The sequence below is a fragment of the Novosphingobium sp. genome, from assembly GCF_027489515.1.
GTDB lineage: Bacteria > Pseudomonadota > Alphaproteobacteria > Sphingomonadales > Sphingomonadaceae > Novosphingobium.
The window spans coordinates 1-15,065 of the sequence record NZ_JAIXZS010000094.1 but is presented as its reverse complement, the minus strand read 5'-3'; the positions used below and the strand labels follow the sequence as shown (position 1 = coordinate 15,065).

Here is a 15,065-nt window from a genome sequence, read left to right as displayed (position 1 = left end):
TCGATCATGCCGTGCGCGTGGAGGTATTCGGCGCGCTGGAAGCCTTCGGGGAGCTTTTCGCGGATCGTGTCCTGGATCACGCGCTGGCCGGCAAAGCCGATGAGCGCGCCGGGTTCGGCGATCTGGATATCACCGAGCATCGCGTAGCTGGCGGTGACGCCGCCAGTGGTCGGATCGGTGAGGACGACGATGTAGGGCAGGCCCGCCGCGCGCATGCGGTTGATCGCGACGGTGGTGCGCGGCATCTGCATGAGGCTGAGAATGCCTTCCTGCATGCGCGCGCCGCCTGCCGCCGTCACGGCGATGAAGGGGCACTTGTTGGCAATCGCGGCTTCGGTCGCGGCGATAAAGGCATCGCCCACGGCCATGCCCATCGAGCCGCCCATGAAGCCGAAATCCTGCACGCCGACGACAGCCTTGTGGCCATCGATCTTGCCGACCGCGGCGGTCAGCGCATCGGGCAGCGGGTTGGCGGCGCGGGCGGCCTTGAGGCGGTCGGAATAGCGCTTGGTATCGCGGAACTTGAGGGGGTCTTCGCGCACCTTGGGGGCGGGCAGGATATCGAAACCGGCGTCTAGCAACTGCGAGAGACGCTCGGTCGCGCCGATGCGGCCGTGGTGATCGCAGCGCGGGCAGACCGAGAGGTTTTCCTCGTACTCCTTGGTGAACAGCATTTCGCTGCACGAAGGGCACTTGATCCAGAGGTTGTCCGGCGTGTCGCGCTTGGGCGAGAAAGGCAGCGAATTGCGGACGCGGGTTAGCCAGCTCATGCATCAACCTTTCGCGCATTGTGGACGGCGTTTGCAAGTGCGGTGACGAGTTCGCGCACCGGGCCTGCGGAATTCTCGCCATGTTCTGCGATGATGTCGATCAGGGCCGAGCCGACAACCACGCCGTCTGCGACGCGGGCAATGGGGCCCGCCTGCTCGGGCGTGCGCACGCCGAAGCCGACGGCGACGGGGATCTCTGCCGTCTGCTTGATGCGGGTGACGGCCTCTTCGATGGAGGCGAGCGCGGCGGACTGCTTGCCGGTGATGCCCGCGACCGAGACATAGTAGAGAAAGCCCGAGGAGCCTGCGAGCACAGCGGGGAGCCGCGCGGCGTCGGTCGTCGGCGTGGCGAGGCGGATCGGGCTGATCCCCGCGCTGCGCAGGTACGGGCCAAGCTCGCCGTCTTCCTCGGGCGGGACATCGACGCAGATCACGCCGTCGACCCCGGCCTTGGCGGCCTCTGCCGCGAACCATTCCGGCCCGCGCGTTATCATCGGGTTGGCATAGCCCATGAGGACCAGCGGCACATCGGGGTGGCGCGCGCGGAAATGGGTGGCCATCTGCAGGATATCAGCGGTCTTGGTGCCGGCGGCGAGGCTGCGCAGATTGGCGCGCTGGATCGCCGGGCCATCGGCCATCGGATCGGTGAACGGCATGCCCAGCTCGATCACGTCCGCGCCGCCTTCGACGAGCGCATCGAGGATCGCGGGTGTGGCGGCCGGCGTCGGATCACCGGCGGTGATGAAACAGACGAGGGCGGGGTGGCCCTTGGCGAAGGCTGAGGAGAGGCGGGTCATTCTGACCATCCCTTTTTGGTAGTGGGCAGGGCACGGTCAACAAGGGGTCTCGCCCAGATTAGCCATGCAGCCGCCATGCCGCCGGTGATGGCGCCACGGATCGGCAAGGAAAAATAGGGTTTTGCCAGCAGATATACGATTGCTGTCACGGCCAGCAGACTGCCATACAGTGCCAGAAAACGCAGTATGCTCGGCTTCACAGCTTCACCCCCAGATGCTCCGCCACCGAGAAGATATCCTTGTCGCCGCGTCCGCAGAGGTTGGCGAGGATGATCGCGTCCTTGTCCATCGTCGGGGCGATCTTCTTGACCGCGGCGATTGCGTGGGCGGGCTCCAGCGCGGGGATGATGCCTTCGGTGCGGCAGAGCAGCTGGAAGCCATCGAGGGCTTCGGTGTCGGTGACCGAGGTGTACTCGACGCGGCCGGTTTCCTTGAGCCAGGCGTGTTCAGGGCCGATACCGGGATAATCGAGGCCCGCCGAAATCGAGTGGCCTTCGAGGATCTGGCCGTCCTCGTCCTGCAGGAGGTAGGTCTTGTTGCCGTGGAGCACGCCGGGGCGGCCGCCCGCAAGGCTGGCGGCGTGGAGTTGGTCGAGCCCGTGGCCTGCGGCTTCGACGCCCATCATCTTGACGCTGGGATCATCGAGGAAGGGATGGAACAGGCCGATGGCATTGCTGCCGCCACCGATCGCCGCGACGAGGAGATCGGGGAGGCGGCCGACGCGGCTCAGCATCTGGGCGCGGGCTTCCTTGCCGATCACGCTCTGGAAATCGCGGACGAGCTCCGGATAGGGGTGCGGGCCGGCGGCAGTGCCGATGATGTAGAAGGTGTTGTGGACGTTGGCGACCCAGTCGCGCAGCGCCTCGTTCATCGCGTCCTTGAGCGTGGCGGCCCCGGCGGTGACGGGGACGACTTCGGCGCCCAGCAGCTTCATGCGGAACACATTGGGCTGCTGGCGGGCAACGTCGGTCGCGCCCATGAAGATCGTGCAAGGGAGGCCAAAGCGCGCGCAGACGGTGGCGGTGGCGACGCCGTGCTGGCCCGCGCCGGTCTCCGCGATGATCCGCGTTTTGCCCATGCGGATGGCGAGCAGGATCTGGCCGATGCAGTTGTTGATCTTGTGCGCGCCGGTGTGATTGAGCTCGTCGCGCTTGAACCAGACCTGTGCGCCACCAAGCTCTTCCGTGAGGCGGGGCGCGAAATAGAGCGGGCTGGGGCGGCCGACGTAGTGTTCGAGCAGGTCATCGAACTCGGCGTGGAAGGCGGGATCGGCCTTGGCCTTGCGGTATTCTGCTTCCAGATCGAGGATCAGCGGCATCAGCGTTTCGGCGACGTAGCGGCCGCCGAACTGGCCGAAATGGCCCTGTGCGTCGGGCTGGGTGCGGAAGCTGTTGGGGATGGGCGCGTTCATGCGGTTTCGCTTGGCAGAGGGGCGCGCGCTTGTCCAGATTCGTGGGCTTAAGGGAAGGTCAGGCGGCGCGCGCGGCCTTGCAGAACCGGGTGATGAGGCTTTCGTCCTTCACGCCGGGTGCGCTTTCGACGCCGGACGAGACATCGACCAGCGGGGCCTGCGTGGCGCGGACGGCTTCGGTGACGTTGGCGGGGGAGAGACCGCCGGCGAGGCCCCAGGGGAGCGGAGCTTTGTAGCCGGCAAGCAGCGTCCAGTCGAACACGAGGCCGAGGCCGCCGGGGATCGCGGCGCCCTTGGGGGGCTTCGCGTCGAACAGGACGAGATCGGCGGCGCCAGCAAACCTCTCGGCGCGGACGATGTCGTCAGCGCTGGAGACGGCGGTGGCTTTCCACACAGGCTTGCCGAAAGCGGCACGAATTGCGGCGACGCGGGCCGGGTCTTCCTTGCCGTGGAGCTGGATCACATCGAGCTTCGCGGCGGTGACCACGTCGGAAATCAAGCTGTCGGCAGCGTCGACGAAGAGGCCGACGAGCTTGATCCGGCCCGCAGCGCGCGCGGCGAGCGCGGAAGCATCCTTGAGCGCGAGATGGCGCGGGCTGGGTGGGAAGATCACGAGCCCGGCGTAATCAGCGCGCGCGGCGATGGTTGCCTCGAGCGCGGCGGCGGTGGTGAGGCCGCAGATCTTGATGTGGGGGGCGGGCATGGGGTGCGGATAGGGGTTGGCGGTTTGCGGGTCAAATGCTGTGCTTTGCCGCTGGCCCACCCCCGCCCCTCCCGCAAGCGGGAGGGGGGAAGAAGGTATAGCCCTCGTCGCAAGCTGGAGGCAGTTATTCGCGCCGCCCTGCTCCCCTCCCGCTTGCGGGAGGGGTTGGGGTTGGGCCCTTGATTACTGCCCCAGTTCGAACGTAACCGTCACGTTCGCGCCCACCTGCACTTCGCCTGCTGCGACAGGGCTGGGGGCGCCAGCCATCATCTTCTCCGCGCGGGCGTACATGACCATCGGCTGCGGGGCATAGCCGCCGCTCTCGCTGATGGTGAGGATGCGCTTGACGGAGAGGCCGGCGGCCTTGGCATAGAGCTCGGCGCGGGCGCGGGCCTTCTTCATCGCTTCGAGGCGGGCTTCATCGCTCGCGACATCCGGGTTGTCGAGCTGGAACGAGGGGCCGCTGACCTGATTGGCGCCCGCGTTCACCAGCGTGTCGATCGTCTTGCCGTAGTTGCCGATCTTGCGCTGCTTGACCTCGACCTGGTTGTTGGCCTGGTAGCCGATGATTACCGGATCGCCGCTGACGTTGCCGTTGGCGTCGGCGCGCGGCTGGCCGTAGACCGGGTTCACCGAGAGGTTGCTGGTCTGGATATCGCGCTCGGCAATGCCCGAAGCCTTGAGCGCGGTGATCACGGCGTTCATGCGCTCCGCATTGTCGGACAGCGCGGCGGCGGCGGTCTTGGCCTGCGTGGTGACGCCGGCACTGAACACGGCGAGATCAGGGGTGCGGCTGGAACGGCCGTCGGCGCTGACGGTAAGCACCGCATTGCCCGGGGCAACGACCGGCGCGGGGGACATGGTCTGCGCCATGGCAGGCGCGGCGGCACCGGCGGCAGCCAGCGCGGCAGCCATCAGGAGCGAGGTGGAGGTATTGGTCATTGGTAGGTCCCCTTGAGAATGTGCCCCGCCATTGCACAGCGCGGGCTTTCGCAGGGCTGAACCGCGATGACAGGAGTGCTTCAGGAGCCAGATTCAGGCAAGCGCCCGTTCGAGCACCACCATCTGGTAGGGCACGTCCATCGGCAGCGGGAAGGGGCGCAGCTCGCCGGTGCGGGTGTAGCCGCGCCGTTCGTACCAGGCGATGAGCTCTTCGCGGACGTCGACCACAATGAGTTCCATCGTGCGCGCGCCGAACTCGCGTGCCGCAAGCACTTCGACTTCGCGTACCAGCGCGCGGCCGAGGCCGCCGGCCTGCCGGTCAGGATCGATGCAGAGCAGGCCCATGTAGGCGCGGGCGCTGCCGAGATCGGTCACAGCGACCGTGCCGACAAGTGCGCCGTCCTGCTCTGCAAGAAGCACGCGCTTTTCAGGGGCCGCGAGCATGGCGGCGACTTCGGCGGGCGTGGTGCGATCGCCCTCCAGCAGATCAGCTTCGTTCGACCAACCCCTGCGGGCGCTGTCACCCCGGTAGCCGCTTTCGATGAGAGCGCGCACTGCGGGCGCGTCGGCGGGGGTGGCAATGCGGTAGGTCGTCGTCATCGCGGCAGGGCTCAGAGCGTGGCCTCGATGGCGCGGGCGGCGGCGACCGGGTCTTCGGCGCGGCTGATCGGGCGGCCGATGACAAGGACGCTGGCGCCATCGCGGCGCGCGGCGCTGGGGGTGACGATGCGCTTCTGGTCTGCGGTATGCCCGGTATCGGGGCGAAGGCCGGGGACAACGAAGAAGCCGTTTTTCCAGCGCTTGTGGATCGCGCCGACTTCGTGGCCCGAGCAGACGATGCCATCGAGCCCGGCTTCCTGCGCGAGATCGGCAAGCCGCAGGGCCTGATCGTGGGCACCGCCGGGGACGCCTACGCCGGCAAGATCATCGTCATCGAGGCTGGTGAGCACGGTGACGGCGACGACCTTGCAATGCTCGCCCGCGGCGGCCTTGGCATCTTCCATCATCGCGCGTCCGCCACTCGCGTGGATCGTCACGATGGCCGGTTCCAGCACATGGATCGACTGCATCGCGGCAGCGACTGTGTTGGGAATGTCGTGCAGCTTCAGGTCGAGGAAGATGGGCAGGCCGAGCTTGGCCACTTCATGCACGCCGTGGTGGCCATGCGCGCAGAAGAATTCGAGGCCGAGCTTCACCCCGCCGATATGGCCCTTGACCTTCTGCGCGAGCGCGATGGCCGCATCGAGGCGGGGCAGATCGAGCGCGAGATAGACGGGATTGCTCATGGGGCTTCGCTTGCTTTCCGGGCTTCGAGCTGGGTGGAGGAGAGCGAGGCGCTTCCGGCCAGCGTGGTTTCAAGATTGGTGATGCGGCGCTGCAGCCGCCAGCGCACGGTGCGGTGGATCAGCCACATCGGCACGAGTCCGAGGAGAAAGGCGGCGATGACCAACGCGGGAAGCTTGGTGTCGAGCTTGAGATCCTGCCACACGGTGAGCTCGACCGGTTGCCAATTTGCCGCGGAAAACGCGGCCAACGCGGCTACGATCACCAACCACAGGATCGATCGAAATGCTTTCATCAGGCTTTGTCCCCAGCCTCCCCCGTTTGGCACCCATGCTAGGGCGCTTTGGCGGGTAAGGCGAGTCTTTGCCTTACGCCCCGAACACCCGCGCGAAAATCGTGTCGACTGCTTTGAAGTGGTAATCGAGGTTGAACTTGTCCTCGAGGTCCTTGGCGCTCATCACCGCGCTGACTTCGGGATCGGCCTTCAAAAGGTCGAGCAGCGAAAGCTGGCCGTCCGACTGCCAGACCTGCATCGCATTGCGCTGGACCAGGCGGTAGGAATCATCGCGCGTGAGGCCCCCCTGCGTGAGCGCCAGCAGCACCCGCTGCGAGTGGACAAGGCCGCCCATGCGGTCGAGGTTCTTCTGCATCCGCTCAGGGTAAACGAGCAGCTTGTCGATCACGCTGGTGAGTCGCGCCAGTGCGAAATCGAGCGTGATCGTGGCGTCAGGCCCGATGTAGCGCTCGACCGAGGAGTGCGAGATATCGCGCTCGTGCCACAGCGCGACGTTCTCGAGCGCGGGGGTGACGGCGGAGCGAACGACGCGGGCAAGGCCGGTGAGGTTTTCGGTCAGCACCGGGTTGCGCTTGTGCGGCATGGCCGACGAGCCTTTCTGGCCGGGCGAGAAGTATTCCTCGGCCTCAAGCACTTCGGTGCGCTGCAGGTGGCGCACTTCGGTGGCGAGGCGCTCGATGCTGCTGGCAATCACGCCGAGGACGGCAAAGAACATCGCGTGGCGGTCGCGCGGGATGACCTGCGTGGAGACGGGCTCGACCGCGAGGCCCAGCTTCTCGGCGACATGGGCTTCGACCGCCGGATCGATATTGGCGAACGTTCCGACCGCGCCCGAGATGGCGCAGGTCGCGACTTCGGCGCGGGCGGCCACAAGGCGCGCGCGGCAGCGGGCGAACTCGGCATAGGCCTGCGCAAGCTTGAGGCCGAAGGTGGTCGGCTCGGCATGGATGCCGTGGCTGCGGCCGATGGTGGGGGTGTACTTGTGCTCCACCGCGCGGCGCTTGATCGCCTCCAGCAGCGCGTCGATGTCGGCGATGAGGATGTCCGCGGCCTTGGTCAGCTGGACGTTGAGGGTGGTGTCGAGCACATCGGAGCTCGTCATGCCCTGGTGCATGAAGCGCGCTTCGGGGCCGACTTCCTTGGCGACCCAATCGAGGAAGGCGATGACGTCATGCTTGGTCACGGCCTCGATCGCGTCGATCGCGGCGACGTCGATCGTGGGGTTCGTGGCCCACCAGTCCCACAGCGCCTTGGCGGCGGAGGGGGGGACAACGCCGAGCTCGCCCAGCTTCTCGGTCGCATGGGCCTCGATCTCGAACCAGATCCGGTAGCGCGCCTCCGGCTCCCAGATCGCGGTCATCGCGGGGCGGGCATAACGGGGGACCATGGGCGACTCCTGCAGGTTTACGTACCAAGACTTCTACTGGGAGGAGCCGCTAGGAGGAGGGGGCGGGGAAGGCAAGGGGCAGCGACCGCTCAGGCGGCGGTGAAGGCCAGATCGGTTTCGCCGGTCACGCGCCCCGCGGCATCGAAGCGGCGTTCGATGATCCGGGCCGCGCCGTCCGCCGCAATGGTGAGCACGGTGGAGCAGCGGGTGCCGTAAAGCGGATTGCGGATGAACACGCCGGAAAAGCGCGGTTCGGGGCCTTCTCCGGCCAACTGGCTTTCATCGGAAAGCGCGGAGAAGAGCGGGGCGGGATCGTCCTGATCCGCCGCCAGCCAGCCCGCGAGCGCCGCTTCGAGCGCGCGGGTCTTGGCCCAGGGTGCATCGTGCGGACCATTGGAGAGCCCATGAATGCCGGGCGCCAGCCTGCGGCGGTGCACTGCGGGGTGGTTGGTGAGGTGCCACGCAGCGTCAGCATCGGCCATGAACAGGTTGAACGGGTTCATGGTTTCGGGCGCGGCGGGTGCGTGGCCTGCCAGCCAGTCTGTGACGAGCGCACCGCGCGAGGCGAGGTGGGGCTGCGGATAGCCTTCAACGCGCAGATTGGTGACGAGCGCGGCGCGCCCTGCTGCGTTCACGCCCAGCCACGTGCCGCCGGCCTGCAGGTCGCGCCCGGCGATCACCCCGCTGTCCCAGCAGGCGAGTGGTGCGGTGGGGCGTTCGTGGAACTCGTCGCGGTTCCCGATCATGACAAGGCGCCAGCGCGGATGCGCGCGGAAGGCGGCGGCGGCAACGCACATCAGATCAGGCCCTTCGCCTTAAGGCTGACATGCCCCTGCCGCCCGATGATCACGTGATCGTGCACGGTAATGCCCAGTAGTCTGCCGGCTTCGATGATCTTCTGGGTGATCTGGATATCGGCGCGGCTGGGTTCGGGGCTGCCGGAGGGGTGGTTGTGGACAAGGATCAGCGCGGCAGCGCCGATCGCCATGGCCTTGGCGATGATTTCGCGCGTGTAGATCGCGGATTCGTCGAGCGTCCCGTCGCTGACGATCTGATCGAGGATCAGTCGGTTCTGCGTATTGAGATAGAGCACGCGCACGCGTTCGTGGTTGAGGTGAGCCATGTCGATGTGGAGGTAATCGAGCAGTGCCTGCCAACTGGAGAGAACCGGCTCCTCGCGAACCGTCTGGCGGGCAAGGCGGCGGGCTGAAATGCCGACAATCTTGAGCGCAGCGGCGGCGGCATCCTTGATACCGGGCACCCCCATCAGCGTTTGCGCATCGGCATTCAACACACCAGCGAGACTGCCGAAACGTTGGAGCAGCATGCGCGCGTGGGGCTTCACATCCTGCCTGGGGATCGCGGTCATCAGCAGGTATTCGATCACCTCGTGATCGCCGAGTGCATCATCGCCGCCTTCGAGCAGGCGCTTCCTGAGCCGCCCACGGTGGCCGGACGGATCAAGCCCCGCCTCGCGCACGCGGTCCTTCTCGGCTTTGTCGCGGTTGGGCTGAGGGAAGAGGCTGGGCGGTTCGTCCATGGCTTATGCGGACTTTGCCCGCCTCGTGGCGAGGGCGCAAGCGCGCCGCACTAGTCGCCGCCAATACCGAGACAGATATCGACCGGGCAGCGTGTGCAGACAGCCTCGTCGCAGAGGCGGCAGACGCGCAGGGCATCCTCCGGCCCGGCGACGAGCGCGGCAAGCATCTTTTCGGTGGCGGCGATGAAGGCCGCGCGTTCCGCTGCGGGGAGCCGGTCCAGCGCCTTGGCGACCGCCTTGTGTCGCCCCTCGGCGATGGCGGTGGCGGCGTTCTCCCCCGCCCCGGTGAGGTGCAGCGCCACGCGGCGGCCATCTTCGGCACTGGCGCGGCGCTCGATCATGCCGCGCGCCGCGAGCCGGTCAACCAGCCGCACCGCGCCGGGGTGGGAGAGACCGACGCCGATGCGCAAGGCGTCGATGCTCATGCCCGGCAAATGCGCCACGAGCATCAGCGCCGCCGCTGCAGGGCCGGGTTCGGGGGCAGCGGCTTCGGCCGCACGGGTCACCGCATCGCCAATAGCGACGGCGAGGGCTCCGACAAGATTGGCATCGCGCATGGAACTCATTCCCGCGAGGTATATGCCTCGCGCATCTATTTCAAGATATATGATCCGCGCACACAACGTGCGCCGATGGAGCATTCCGCCCTGCGGCAAGACGATCGAGGAGAGATCCCATGTTCCTGTCCCCCACCTTCGAGGCACGCCTCGGCAAGACCGGCGCCGGCGTCCTGCGCTACAGCCTCGTTTTCTTTTTCCTGGCCTTCGGGCTCTGCAAGTTCACCCTGCAGGAAGCCGCGGCCGTGGCGCCGCTGATGGCGCATTCGCCGGTGCTGTTCTGGGCCGGCCCGACGCTCGGCGAGCAGGGCGCTTCCAACTTCATCGGCGTGATCGAGATCGCGCTGGGCCTGATGGTTGCAGCACGCGCGTTCGCGCCGCGCATTGCTGCACTGGGCAGCCTCGGCATGGCGGGCGCGCTGGTCACCACATTGAGTTTCCTCTTCACCACGCCCGGTCTCGATCCGCAGTCGAGCGATGCCGGCTTCCTGCTCAAGGACCTGACGCTGCTCGGTGCCGCCCTGTGGAGCGCGGGTGAAGCCTTTGCCGCTGCCCGCTCTGCCCCGATGCCCGCTGGCCGGCTGGCCATGGAGGCGGCCTGACCCTGTGGCTCCGGAGGCGGCGACCCTGGCCCTGGGCCCAGTCGCCGCCATGCCGGTCTGGGTTCCCTTCCTCGCCGCCGTCGTCACGCTCGAACTGATCGCGGATGTCCTCGCCAAGGAATTCTCGCTGCATGGCGGGCTGTGTCGTATGGCGCTTGCGGTGGGTTTCGTGGTTGCCGGGAACGTGACCTGGCAGATCATGCTTGGGACCGGCGGGGTCGGCCTTGCCCGTGCGGGTCTGCTCTTCGCGGTCGGTGTCGCGGTTGGCGCCACCCTGATCGGCGTGTTCGGCTACGGCGAGAGCCTGACCGACCGGCAGAAGCTTGGCGCGGTGCTCGCCCTGCTTGGCTGAGCTTGCCATCATGCTTTGCGAGTCAGTGCATTGCGTCCGCCCGCCTGCTGGGCAACAAGGCGGGCAATGCCGGACGAAACCGAGCCTCTGAACGAATCGCCGGAAGGGCCGCCGGACGCACCGCGCAGCACCAGGCGCCGCAAGGTTGCGCTGGTCTCCGCCGGGGCGCTCGCTGCGCTTGCGATCGGGCTGTGGAGCGCGCGCGAGCAGATCGCGGGCGGGCTGATCGACCGGCAACTCGCGCAATTGGGCCTGCCCGGACGCTATGCGATCGAGGGCATCGGCGCGGACCGGCAGATCCTGAAGAACATCGTGATCGGCGATCCGGCGCATCCTGATCTCACCATCGAGCGTGCAGAAGTTCGGTTGTCCTATGGTTTGCTTGGACCGCGCATTGGCCAGGTCATTCTCGAGAAGCCAAGGCTTTACGGCACGTTCCGGCAAGGGAAGTTGAGCTTCGGCGCGCTGGATGCGATGCTGTTTCCCAAGACGCCTTCGGCAAACTCGGCGGGCCTGCCCGATCTGGACCTCAGGGTCATTGACGGGCGCGCGCTGCTCGAAAGCGATTTTGGCCGGCTTGCGGTGAAGACCGAAGGCGCTGGCAATCTTTCGGGCGGTTTCAAGGGTACGCTCGCCGCAATCATGCCGGGCATTACGGCGAGTGGTTGTGACGGCGACCGGCTGACCGCTTATGGCGAGGTTTCCGTCGGCGAGGGGCGTCCGCGCTTTGCCGGGCCGGTGCGGTTGGCGCGGCTGGCCTGCGGCAAGACCTTCACGGCGGGCCCTGCGGCCATGGCGCTTGACGTTACGGGCGACAAGGACCTCGGCGGTGTAGCAATCAAGGGCAAGCTGGAGGCAGGCGAGGTGGCCGGTCCCGGTATGGCCGCTGCGCGTCTTACGCTGGGCGGCGCACTCGCGTTGAAGCAGGGCGATTTGCGCGGCCATCTGCTGAGCTCCGCACAAGGGGTGCGTACGGCAGGCCTGACGGCGGGCTCGCTCGGAATCGACGGCGATCTCGACATGAAGGCGGGTGGGCAGACCATCGTGTTTCGCGGCGCGGTCTCGGGCCGGGGCCTTGCGCGAGGTGCCGCCAGCGAACGCGCTTTGGCCGGGGCGCAGACGGCGGCGCAAGGCACGCTGGCCGCACCGCTGATCGCCCGGTTGCGCAGCGCGCTGGGCCGCGAGGAACGGGGCAGCCGCCTGACGGGAGACGTCGCGCTGCGGCGCGAGGGTGCGCGCTGGAGCCTTGTCGCGCCGAGCGCAATGCTGCGCGGTGGGGGCGGGGCTACGCTGCTTTCGGTTTCGCGCCTTCAGGTCGCCTCGGAGCCCGACAAGCTGCCGACATTGACAGGCAATTTCGTCATGGCGGGTGAGGGCTTGCCGCCGATCACCGGGCGCATGGAACCCGGCGCAGGCGGCCGCCCGGCGCTCAAGCTGCGCATGGCGGAGTATCGCGCCGGAGCGGACATGCTGGCGCTGCCGCTGCTCGAAATCGCGCAAGGGCCGGGCGGTTCGTTGAGCTTTTCCGGCACCGCGCTCGCTTCGGGGGGCATTCCGGGCGGGGCGGTGCGCGGGCTCGTGCTGCCCATCGCGGGGACGATCGGGCCGCGCGGCGATCTCGCCCTTTGGCCGCGCTGCGTAACGCCGTCCTTCGCCAGCCTCCAGCTCAGCGCGCTGACGCTCGACAAGCGGCAGCTGACGATCTGCCCGCCGGGTGGGCGGGCGATTGTCCAGAGCGGCGCGAGCGGCCTCAGGGCAGCGCTCGGCATCAACGCGCTCGCGCTGAGCGGGCGCCTGGGCGAGACGCCGCTCACGCTGAACACTGGTCCGGTGGGCCTTGCCTGGCCCGGCACACTGACGGTGCGCGGCGCCGATGTCGTGCTCGGACCGGACGCGACGGCGACCCGGCTGCGCCTCGTCAATCTGGTCGCGCGGCTGGGCCGGGACTTCACCGGCACGTTTGATGGGGTGGATGCAAAGCTCGCCGCCGTGCCGATCGACCTGAGCGGCGCTGCGGGCGACTGGCGCTATGCGGAAGGCGTGCTGACGCTGAGCGGCGTGCACTTTGCCGCCGCCGACCGTTTCCAGCCTGCGCGGTTCAAGACGCTGGCCGGGGAGAACGCTGTCCTCACGCTCAAGGACAACCGCGTGACCGCCGAGGCGCTTCTGCGAGAGCCGGATTCGCGGCGCGAGGTGCTGCGGGTGACCGTGCGGCATGATCTCGCAACGGCACGCGGGCATGCCGATCTTGCGGTTGATGGCCTCGTGTTCGACAAGAACAAGATCGTGCCCGGGCGGGTCGGCGGGCTGCAATTGCGCGATCTCGCGCCGCAGTTCCGCGGCGTCGTGGCCGATGCAGAAGGCACGGTGCGCGGCAAAGGCGTGGTCGACTGGACCGCTGATCGCGTGACCAGCTCCGGCAGCTTCGGCACCGAGGATTTTGCCTTCTCGGCCGCGTTCGGCCCGGTCAAGGGGATTTCAGGAACGCTGGTGTTCACCGATCTGATCGGCATGGTCACGGCCCCGCACCAGACGCTGCGCGTGGCGTCGGCCAATCCGGGGATCGAGGTCAACGACGGGGTGATCGATCTCGAACTGCTGCCCGAGCAGGTCGTGCGCCTCAACAGCGGGCTCTGGCCCTTTCTTGGCGGCAAGCTGCGATTGGCGCCGGGGGATCTGCGCATGACGGTGAACGAGCCGCGGCGATTCCGGATCGAGATCGAGGGGCTGGACGCAGCAAAGTTCCTCGAGCGCATGGAGCTGGCGAACCTTTCCGCCACGGGCATGTTCGACGGGCACCTGCCGCTGGAATTCGATGCCAATGGCGGGCGGATCGCCGGCGGCCAGCTGGTCTCGCGTCCGCCCGGCGGAACGGTCTCCTATGTCGGCGCGCTGTCCTACAAGGACCTTTCGACGATGGCGAACTTCGCATTTGATGCGCTAAAATCGCTCGATTACTCCAGCATGACCATCGGGATGGACGGCAACCTTGCGGGCGATGTCGTCACGCGGGTGGAATTCAACGGCATCAAGCAGGGCAGGGACGCCAAGCAGAACTTCATCACCCGGCAGGTCGCGCGGGTGCCGATCAAGTTCAGCGTGAATATCCACGCGCCGTTCTACAGTCTGATCAGTTCGATGAACCCGCAGCCGCCGCCGGGCGCGTTCCGCGGCCTGCCAGGATCTGTAGCGCCCGGAGCCATGGCGCCGGGAACCTTGCAGCCACCTGCCAGCGGCGTTCAGCCTCCGGTCAGCAGCCCCAAGCCAAAAGGAGCCAGCAATTGACGTTGGTCAGCAACCCTGCAACCAAGTGGCCCATTCAAGATGAGGGGCATTCCGGAATGGCAGGGACAGGCAGAAGACTGCGGCGATTGCGCCCTGCGGACGTGTTGCTGGCAGGCTCGATGCTGAGTTGTTTGCTTCTGGGGGGCTGCATTACCGTGAAAGCGCCCGACAAGCCGATCGTCATCGAGCTCAACATCAACATCAAGCAGGAAGTGGTCTATCGCCTGGCGGGAGACGCCAGCCAGACGATCGACAACAACAAGGACATTTTCTGAGATGGCACGCACATTTGGAAACTTCACGATTGCGCTCGCTGCGCTGGCTGTCGCGGGCATGATCCCCGCCGCCGCGCTGGCGCAGCGCGACCCCGCCTATGCCGCAGCGCGCGCCGCCGGGCAGGTGGGCGAGAAGGTCGATGGCTACCTCGGCTATGTTGTACCGCCGGCGCCCTCGCTCAAGGCGGTGATCGATGAGCTCAACATCAAGCGCAAGGCCGTTTATGCCGAGAAGGCTGCCGCCGCGAAGGCGACGGTTGAGGAATACGCGCTGACTTCAGGTTGTCTGCTGATCTCGCAGACCAAGCCCGGCGAGAAGTACCAGGGCCCCGACGGCAGCTGGCAGACGCGCACTGCCGCCCCGCCGCTGCGCGATTCGCGCTGCCCCTGACGCAAAATACAGCTGAAACGGGCGCGCGCCGGGTCTCTGGCCCGGCGCACGTCTTCGCACATGCCGCAAATCTGCGGTTTACAGCTGCTTCCGCTGCGGTTGACTTGATAAGCCGCCCTTCCTAAAGGGCCGGTGCCCTTGACGGGGGACCGTTTCCCGCGCCAGGCCCCTTGCGCTGCTTGAAGGCGAAAAGAAGGCTGGCATGGTTGACGACCCTGACCGTGAGGACCCCATCGGCGCGGATGCCCGGATCGCATCGCTTGAAGCGCGGCTTGCCGCGGCGAGGGCCAGCGAAGCGGAGCGCACGCGCAGCGGCCAGCAAGGCGCCGACGCGGGCTACCGCCTCGGCAACCGTGTTCTGGCCGAATTGCTGGGGGGAATGATCGGGGGTGCAGCGGTTGGCGTGGCCATTGACTGGTTCGTCGGACGCGGCCACTGGGGCCTGATGGTGATGCTGTTCCTCGGGATCGCAGT

The 15,065-nt window shown here is 67.2% G+C and carries 19 protein-coding genes; 6 read left to right on the top strand and 13 right to left on the bottom strand.

Features of this window, described 5'->3' with window-relative positions:
* The 13 genes from accD to Q0082_RS16210 form a co-directional block, all read right to left on the bottom strand.
* Positions 1 to 770, bottom strand: a 770-nt coding sequence (gene accD / locus Q0082_RS16270) for an acetyl-CoA carboxylase, carboxyltransferase subunit beta (protein WP_298194628.1), incomplete at its 3' end; no start/stop codon positions are given.
* On the bottom strand, positions 767 to 1,567 hold the full coding sequence (gene trpA / locus Q0082_RS16265) for a tryptophan synthase subunit alpha (protein ID WP_298194626.1): 801 nt from the start codon (positions 1,565 to 1,567) through the stop codon (positions 767 to 769). The genes trpA and accD, both read right to left, overlap by 4 nt.
* On the bottom strand, positions 1,564 to 1,767 hold the full coding sequence (locus Q0082_RS16260) for a hypothetical protein (RefSeq protein WP_298194624.1): 204 nt from the start codon (positions 1,765 to 1,767) through the stop codon (positions 1,564 to 1,566). Before Q0082_RS16260 ends, trpA begins: the two co-directional genes overlap by 4 nt.
* Entirely contained in the window at positions 1,764 to 2,978 is a 1,215-nt protein-coding gene (gene trpB / locus Q0082_RS16255; RefSeq protein WP_298194622.1) for a tryptophan synthase subunit beta, read from the bottom strand. Before trpB ends, Q0082_RS16260 begins: the two co-directional genes overlap by 4 nt.
* A gap of 58 nt (positions 2,979 to 3,036) precedes the next feature.
* A complete protein-coding gene (locus Q0082_RS16250; RefSeq protein WP_298194620.1) occupies positions 3,037 to 3,681 on the bottom strand; it encodes a phosphoribosylanthranilate isomerase in 645 nt (214 codons plus the stop codon).
* 183 nt (positions 3,682 to 3,864) lie between these two features.
* Positions 3,865 to 4,623: an SIMPL domain-containing protein gene (locus Q0082_RS16245; RefSeq protein WP_298194619.1), complete on the bottom strand. Its 759-nt coding sequence runs from the start codon at positions 4,621 to 4,623 to the stop codon at positions 3,865 to 3,867.
* 93 nt (positions 4,624 to 4,716) lie between these two features.
* Positions 4,717 to 5,223: a GNAT family N-acetyltransferase gene (locus tag Q0082_RS16240; RefSeq protein ID WP_298194617.1), complete on the bottom strand. Its 507-nt coding sequence runs from the start codon at positions 5,221 to 5,223 to the stop codon at positions 4,717 to 4,719.
* An 11-nt stretch (positions 5,224 to 5,234) separates the two neighbouring features.
* Positions 5,235 to 5,909, bottom strand: a complete 675-nt coding sequence (pyrF, locus tag Q0082_RS16235) for an orotidine-5'-phosphate decarboxylase (protein ID WP_298194615.1) — start codon at positions 5,907 to 5,909, stop codon at positions 5,235 to 5,237.
* Positions 5,906 to 6,202 carry a DUF1049 domain-containing protein gene (locus tag Q0082_RS16230; protein WP_298194613.1) on the bottom strand — a complete coding sequence of 99 codons (297 nt, stop codon included), beginning with the start codon at positions 6,200 to 6,202 and terminating at the stop codon, positions 5,906 to 5,908. The genes pyrF and Q0082_RS16230 overlap by 4 nt, the downstream gene beginning before the upstream one ends.
* A 73-nt stretch (positions 6,203 to 6,275) precedes the next feature.
* Complete coding sequence (gene purB, locus Q0082_RS16225; protein WP_298194611.1) at positions 6,276 to 7,589, bottom strand: adenylosuccinate lyase; 1,314 nt, start codon at positions 7,587 to 7,589, stop codon at positions 6,276 to 6,278.
* 89 nt (positions 7,590 to 7,678) lie between these two features.
* Complete coding sequence (locus Q0082_RS16220) at positions 7,679 to 8,386, bottom strand: NRDE family protein (RefSeq protein WP_298194609.1); 708 nt, start codon at positions 8,384 to 8,386, stop codon at positions 7,679 to 7,681.
* Positions 8,386 to 9,129, bottom strand: a complete 744-nt coding sequence (gene radC / locus Q0082_RS16215; RefSeq protein ID WP_298194607.1) for a DNA repair protein RadC — start codon at positions 9,127 to 9,129, stop codon at positions 8,386 to 8,388. The genes Q0082_RS16220 and radC overlap by 1 nt, the downstream gene beginning before the upstream one ends.
* A 50-nt stretch (positions 9,130 to 9,179) precedes the next feature.
* A complete protein-coding gene (locus Q0082_RS16210; RefSeq protein ID WP_298194606.1) occupies positions 9,180 to 9,695 on the bottom strand; it encodes a MarR family transcriptional regulator in 516 nt (171 codons plus the stop codon).
* A gap of 110 nt (positions 9,696 to 9,805) precedes the next feature.
* Here Q0082_RS16210 and Q0082_RS16205 point away from each other — a divergent pair, with 110 nt between their 5' ends.
* The 6 genes from Q0082_RS16205 to Q0082_RS16180 form a co-directional block, all read left to right on the top strand.
* Positions 9,806 to 10,288: a DUF417 family protein gene (locus Q0082_RS16205; protein ID WP_298194604.1), complete on the top strand. Its 483-nt coding sequence runs from the start codon at positions 9,806 to 9,808 to the stop codon at positions 10,286 to 10,288.
* A gap of 49 nt (positions 10,289 to 10,337) precedes the next feature.
* Positions 10,338 to 10,640, top strand: coding sequence for a hypothetical protein (locus Q0082_RS16200; RefSeq protein WP_298194602.1), 303 nt, complete (start codon positions 10,338 to 10,340; stop codon positions 10,638 to 10,640).
* A gap of 66 nt (positions 10,641 to 10,706) precedes the next feature.
* Complete coding sequence (locus tag Q0082_RS16195) at positions 10,707 to 13,925, top strand: YdbH domain-containing protein (RefSeq protein ID WP_298194600.1); 3,219 nt, start codon at positions 10,707 to 10,709, stop codon at positions 13,923 to 13,925.
* Entirely contained in the window at positions 13,922 to 14,200 is a 279-nt protein-coding gene (locus tag Q0082_RS16190) for a YnbE family lipoprotein (RefSeq protein ID WP_298194598.1), read from the top strand. The genes Q0082_RS16195 and Q0082_RS16190 overlap by 4 nt, the downstream gene beginning before the upstream one ends.
* Position 14,201: 1 nt before the next feature.
* Complete coding sequence (locus Q0082_RS16185) at positions 14,202 to 14,591, top strand: DUF1318 domain-containing protein (protein ID WP_298194597.1); 390 nt, start codon at positions 14,202 to 14,204, stop codon at positions 14,589 to 14,591.
* Between the two features lie 202 nt (positions 14,592 to 14,793).
* The coding region (locus Q0082_RS16180; protein ID WP_298194595.1) for a hypothetical protein at positions 14,794 to 15,065 on the top strand (272 nt) is incomplete at its 3' end.

Excerpts from the sequence above, each read along its gene's own strand:
- trpA (WP_298194626.1), bottom strand. The coding sequence starts at position 1,567 with ATGACCCGCCTCTCCTCAGCCTTCGCCAAGGGCCACCCCGCCCTCGTC.
- Q0082_RS16195 (WP_298194600.1), top strand. The coding sequence starts at position 10,707 with ATGCCGGACGAAACCGAGCCTCTGAACGAATCGCCGGAAGGGCCGCCG.
- Q0082_RS16210 (WP_298194606.1), bottom strand. The coding sequence starts at position 9,695 with ATGAGTTCCATGCGCGATGCCAATCTTGTCGGAGCCCTCGCCGTCGCT.
- Q0082_RS16185 (WP_298194597.1), top strand. The coding sequence starts at position 14,202 with ATGGCACGCACATTTGGAAACTTCACGATTGCGCTCGCTGCGCTGGCT.
- Q0082_RS16250 (WP_298194620.1), bottom strand. The coding sequence starts at position 3,681 with ATGCCCGCCCCCCACATCAAGATCTGCGGCCTCACCACCGCCGCCGCG.
- Q0082_RS16200 (WP_298194602.1), top strand. The coding sequence starts at position 10,338 with ATGCCGGTCTGGGTTCCCTTCCTCGCCGCCGTCGTCACGCTCGAACTG.
- radC (WP_298194607.1), bottom strand. The coding sequence starts at position 9,129 with ATGGACGAACCGCCCAGCCTCTTCCCTCAGCCCAACCGCGACAAAGCC.
- Q0082_RS16240 (WP_298194617.1), bottom strand. The coding sequence starts at position 5,223 with ATGACGACGACCTACCGCATTGCCACCCCCGCCGACGCGCCCGCAGTG.
- purB (WP_298194611.1), bottom strand. The coding sequence starts at position 7,589 with ATGGTCCCCCGTTATGCCCGCCCCGCGATGACCGCGATCTGGGAGCCG.
- Q0082_RS16245 (WP_298194619.1), bottom strand. The coding sequence starts at position 4,623 with ATGACCAATACCTCCACCTCGCTCCTGATGGCTGCCGCGCTGGCTGCC.
- Q0082_RS16205 (WP_298194604.1), top strand. The coding sequence starts at position 9,806 with ATGTTCCTGTCCCCCACCTTCGAGGCACGCCTCGGCAAGACCGGCGCC.
- Q0082_RS16220 (WP_298194609.1), bottom strand. The coding sequence starts at position 8,386 with ATGTGCGTTGCCGCCGCCGCCTTCCGCGCGCATCCGCGCTGGCGCCTT.
- Q0082_RS16230 (WP_298194613.1), bottom strand. The coding sequence starts at position 6,202 with ATGAAAGCATTTCGATCGATCCTGTGGTTGGTGATCGTAGCCGCGTTG.
- trpB (WP_298194622.1), bottom strand. The coding sequence starts at position 2,978 with ATGAACGCGCCCATCCCCAACAGCTTCCGCACCCAGCCCGACGCACAG.
- pyrF (WP_298194615.1), bottom strand. The coding sequence starts at position 5,909 with ATGAGCAATCCCGTCTATCTCGCGCTCGATCTGCCCCGCCTCGATGCG.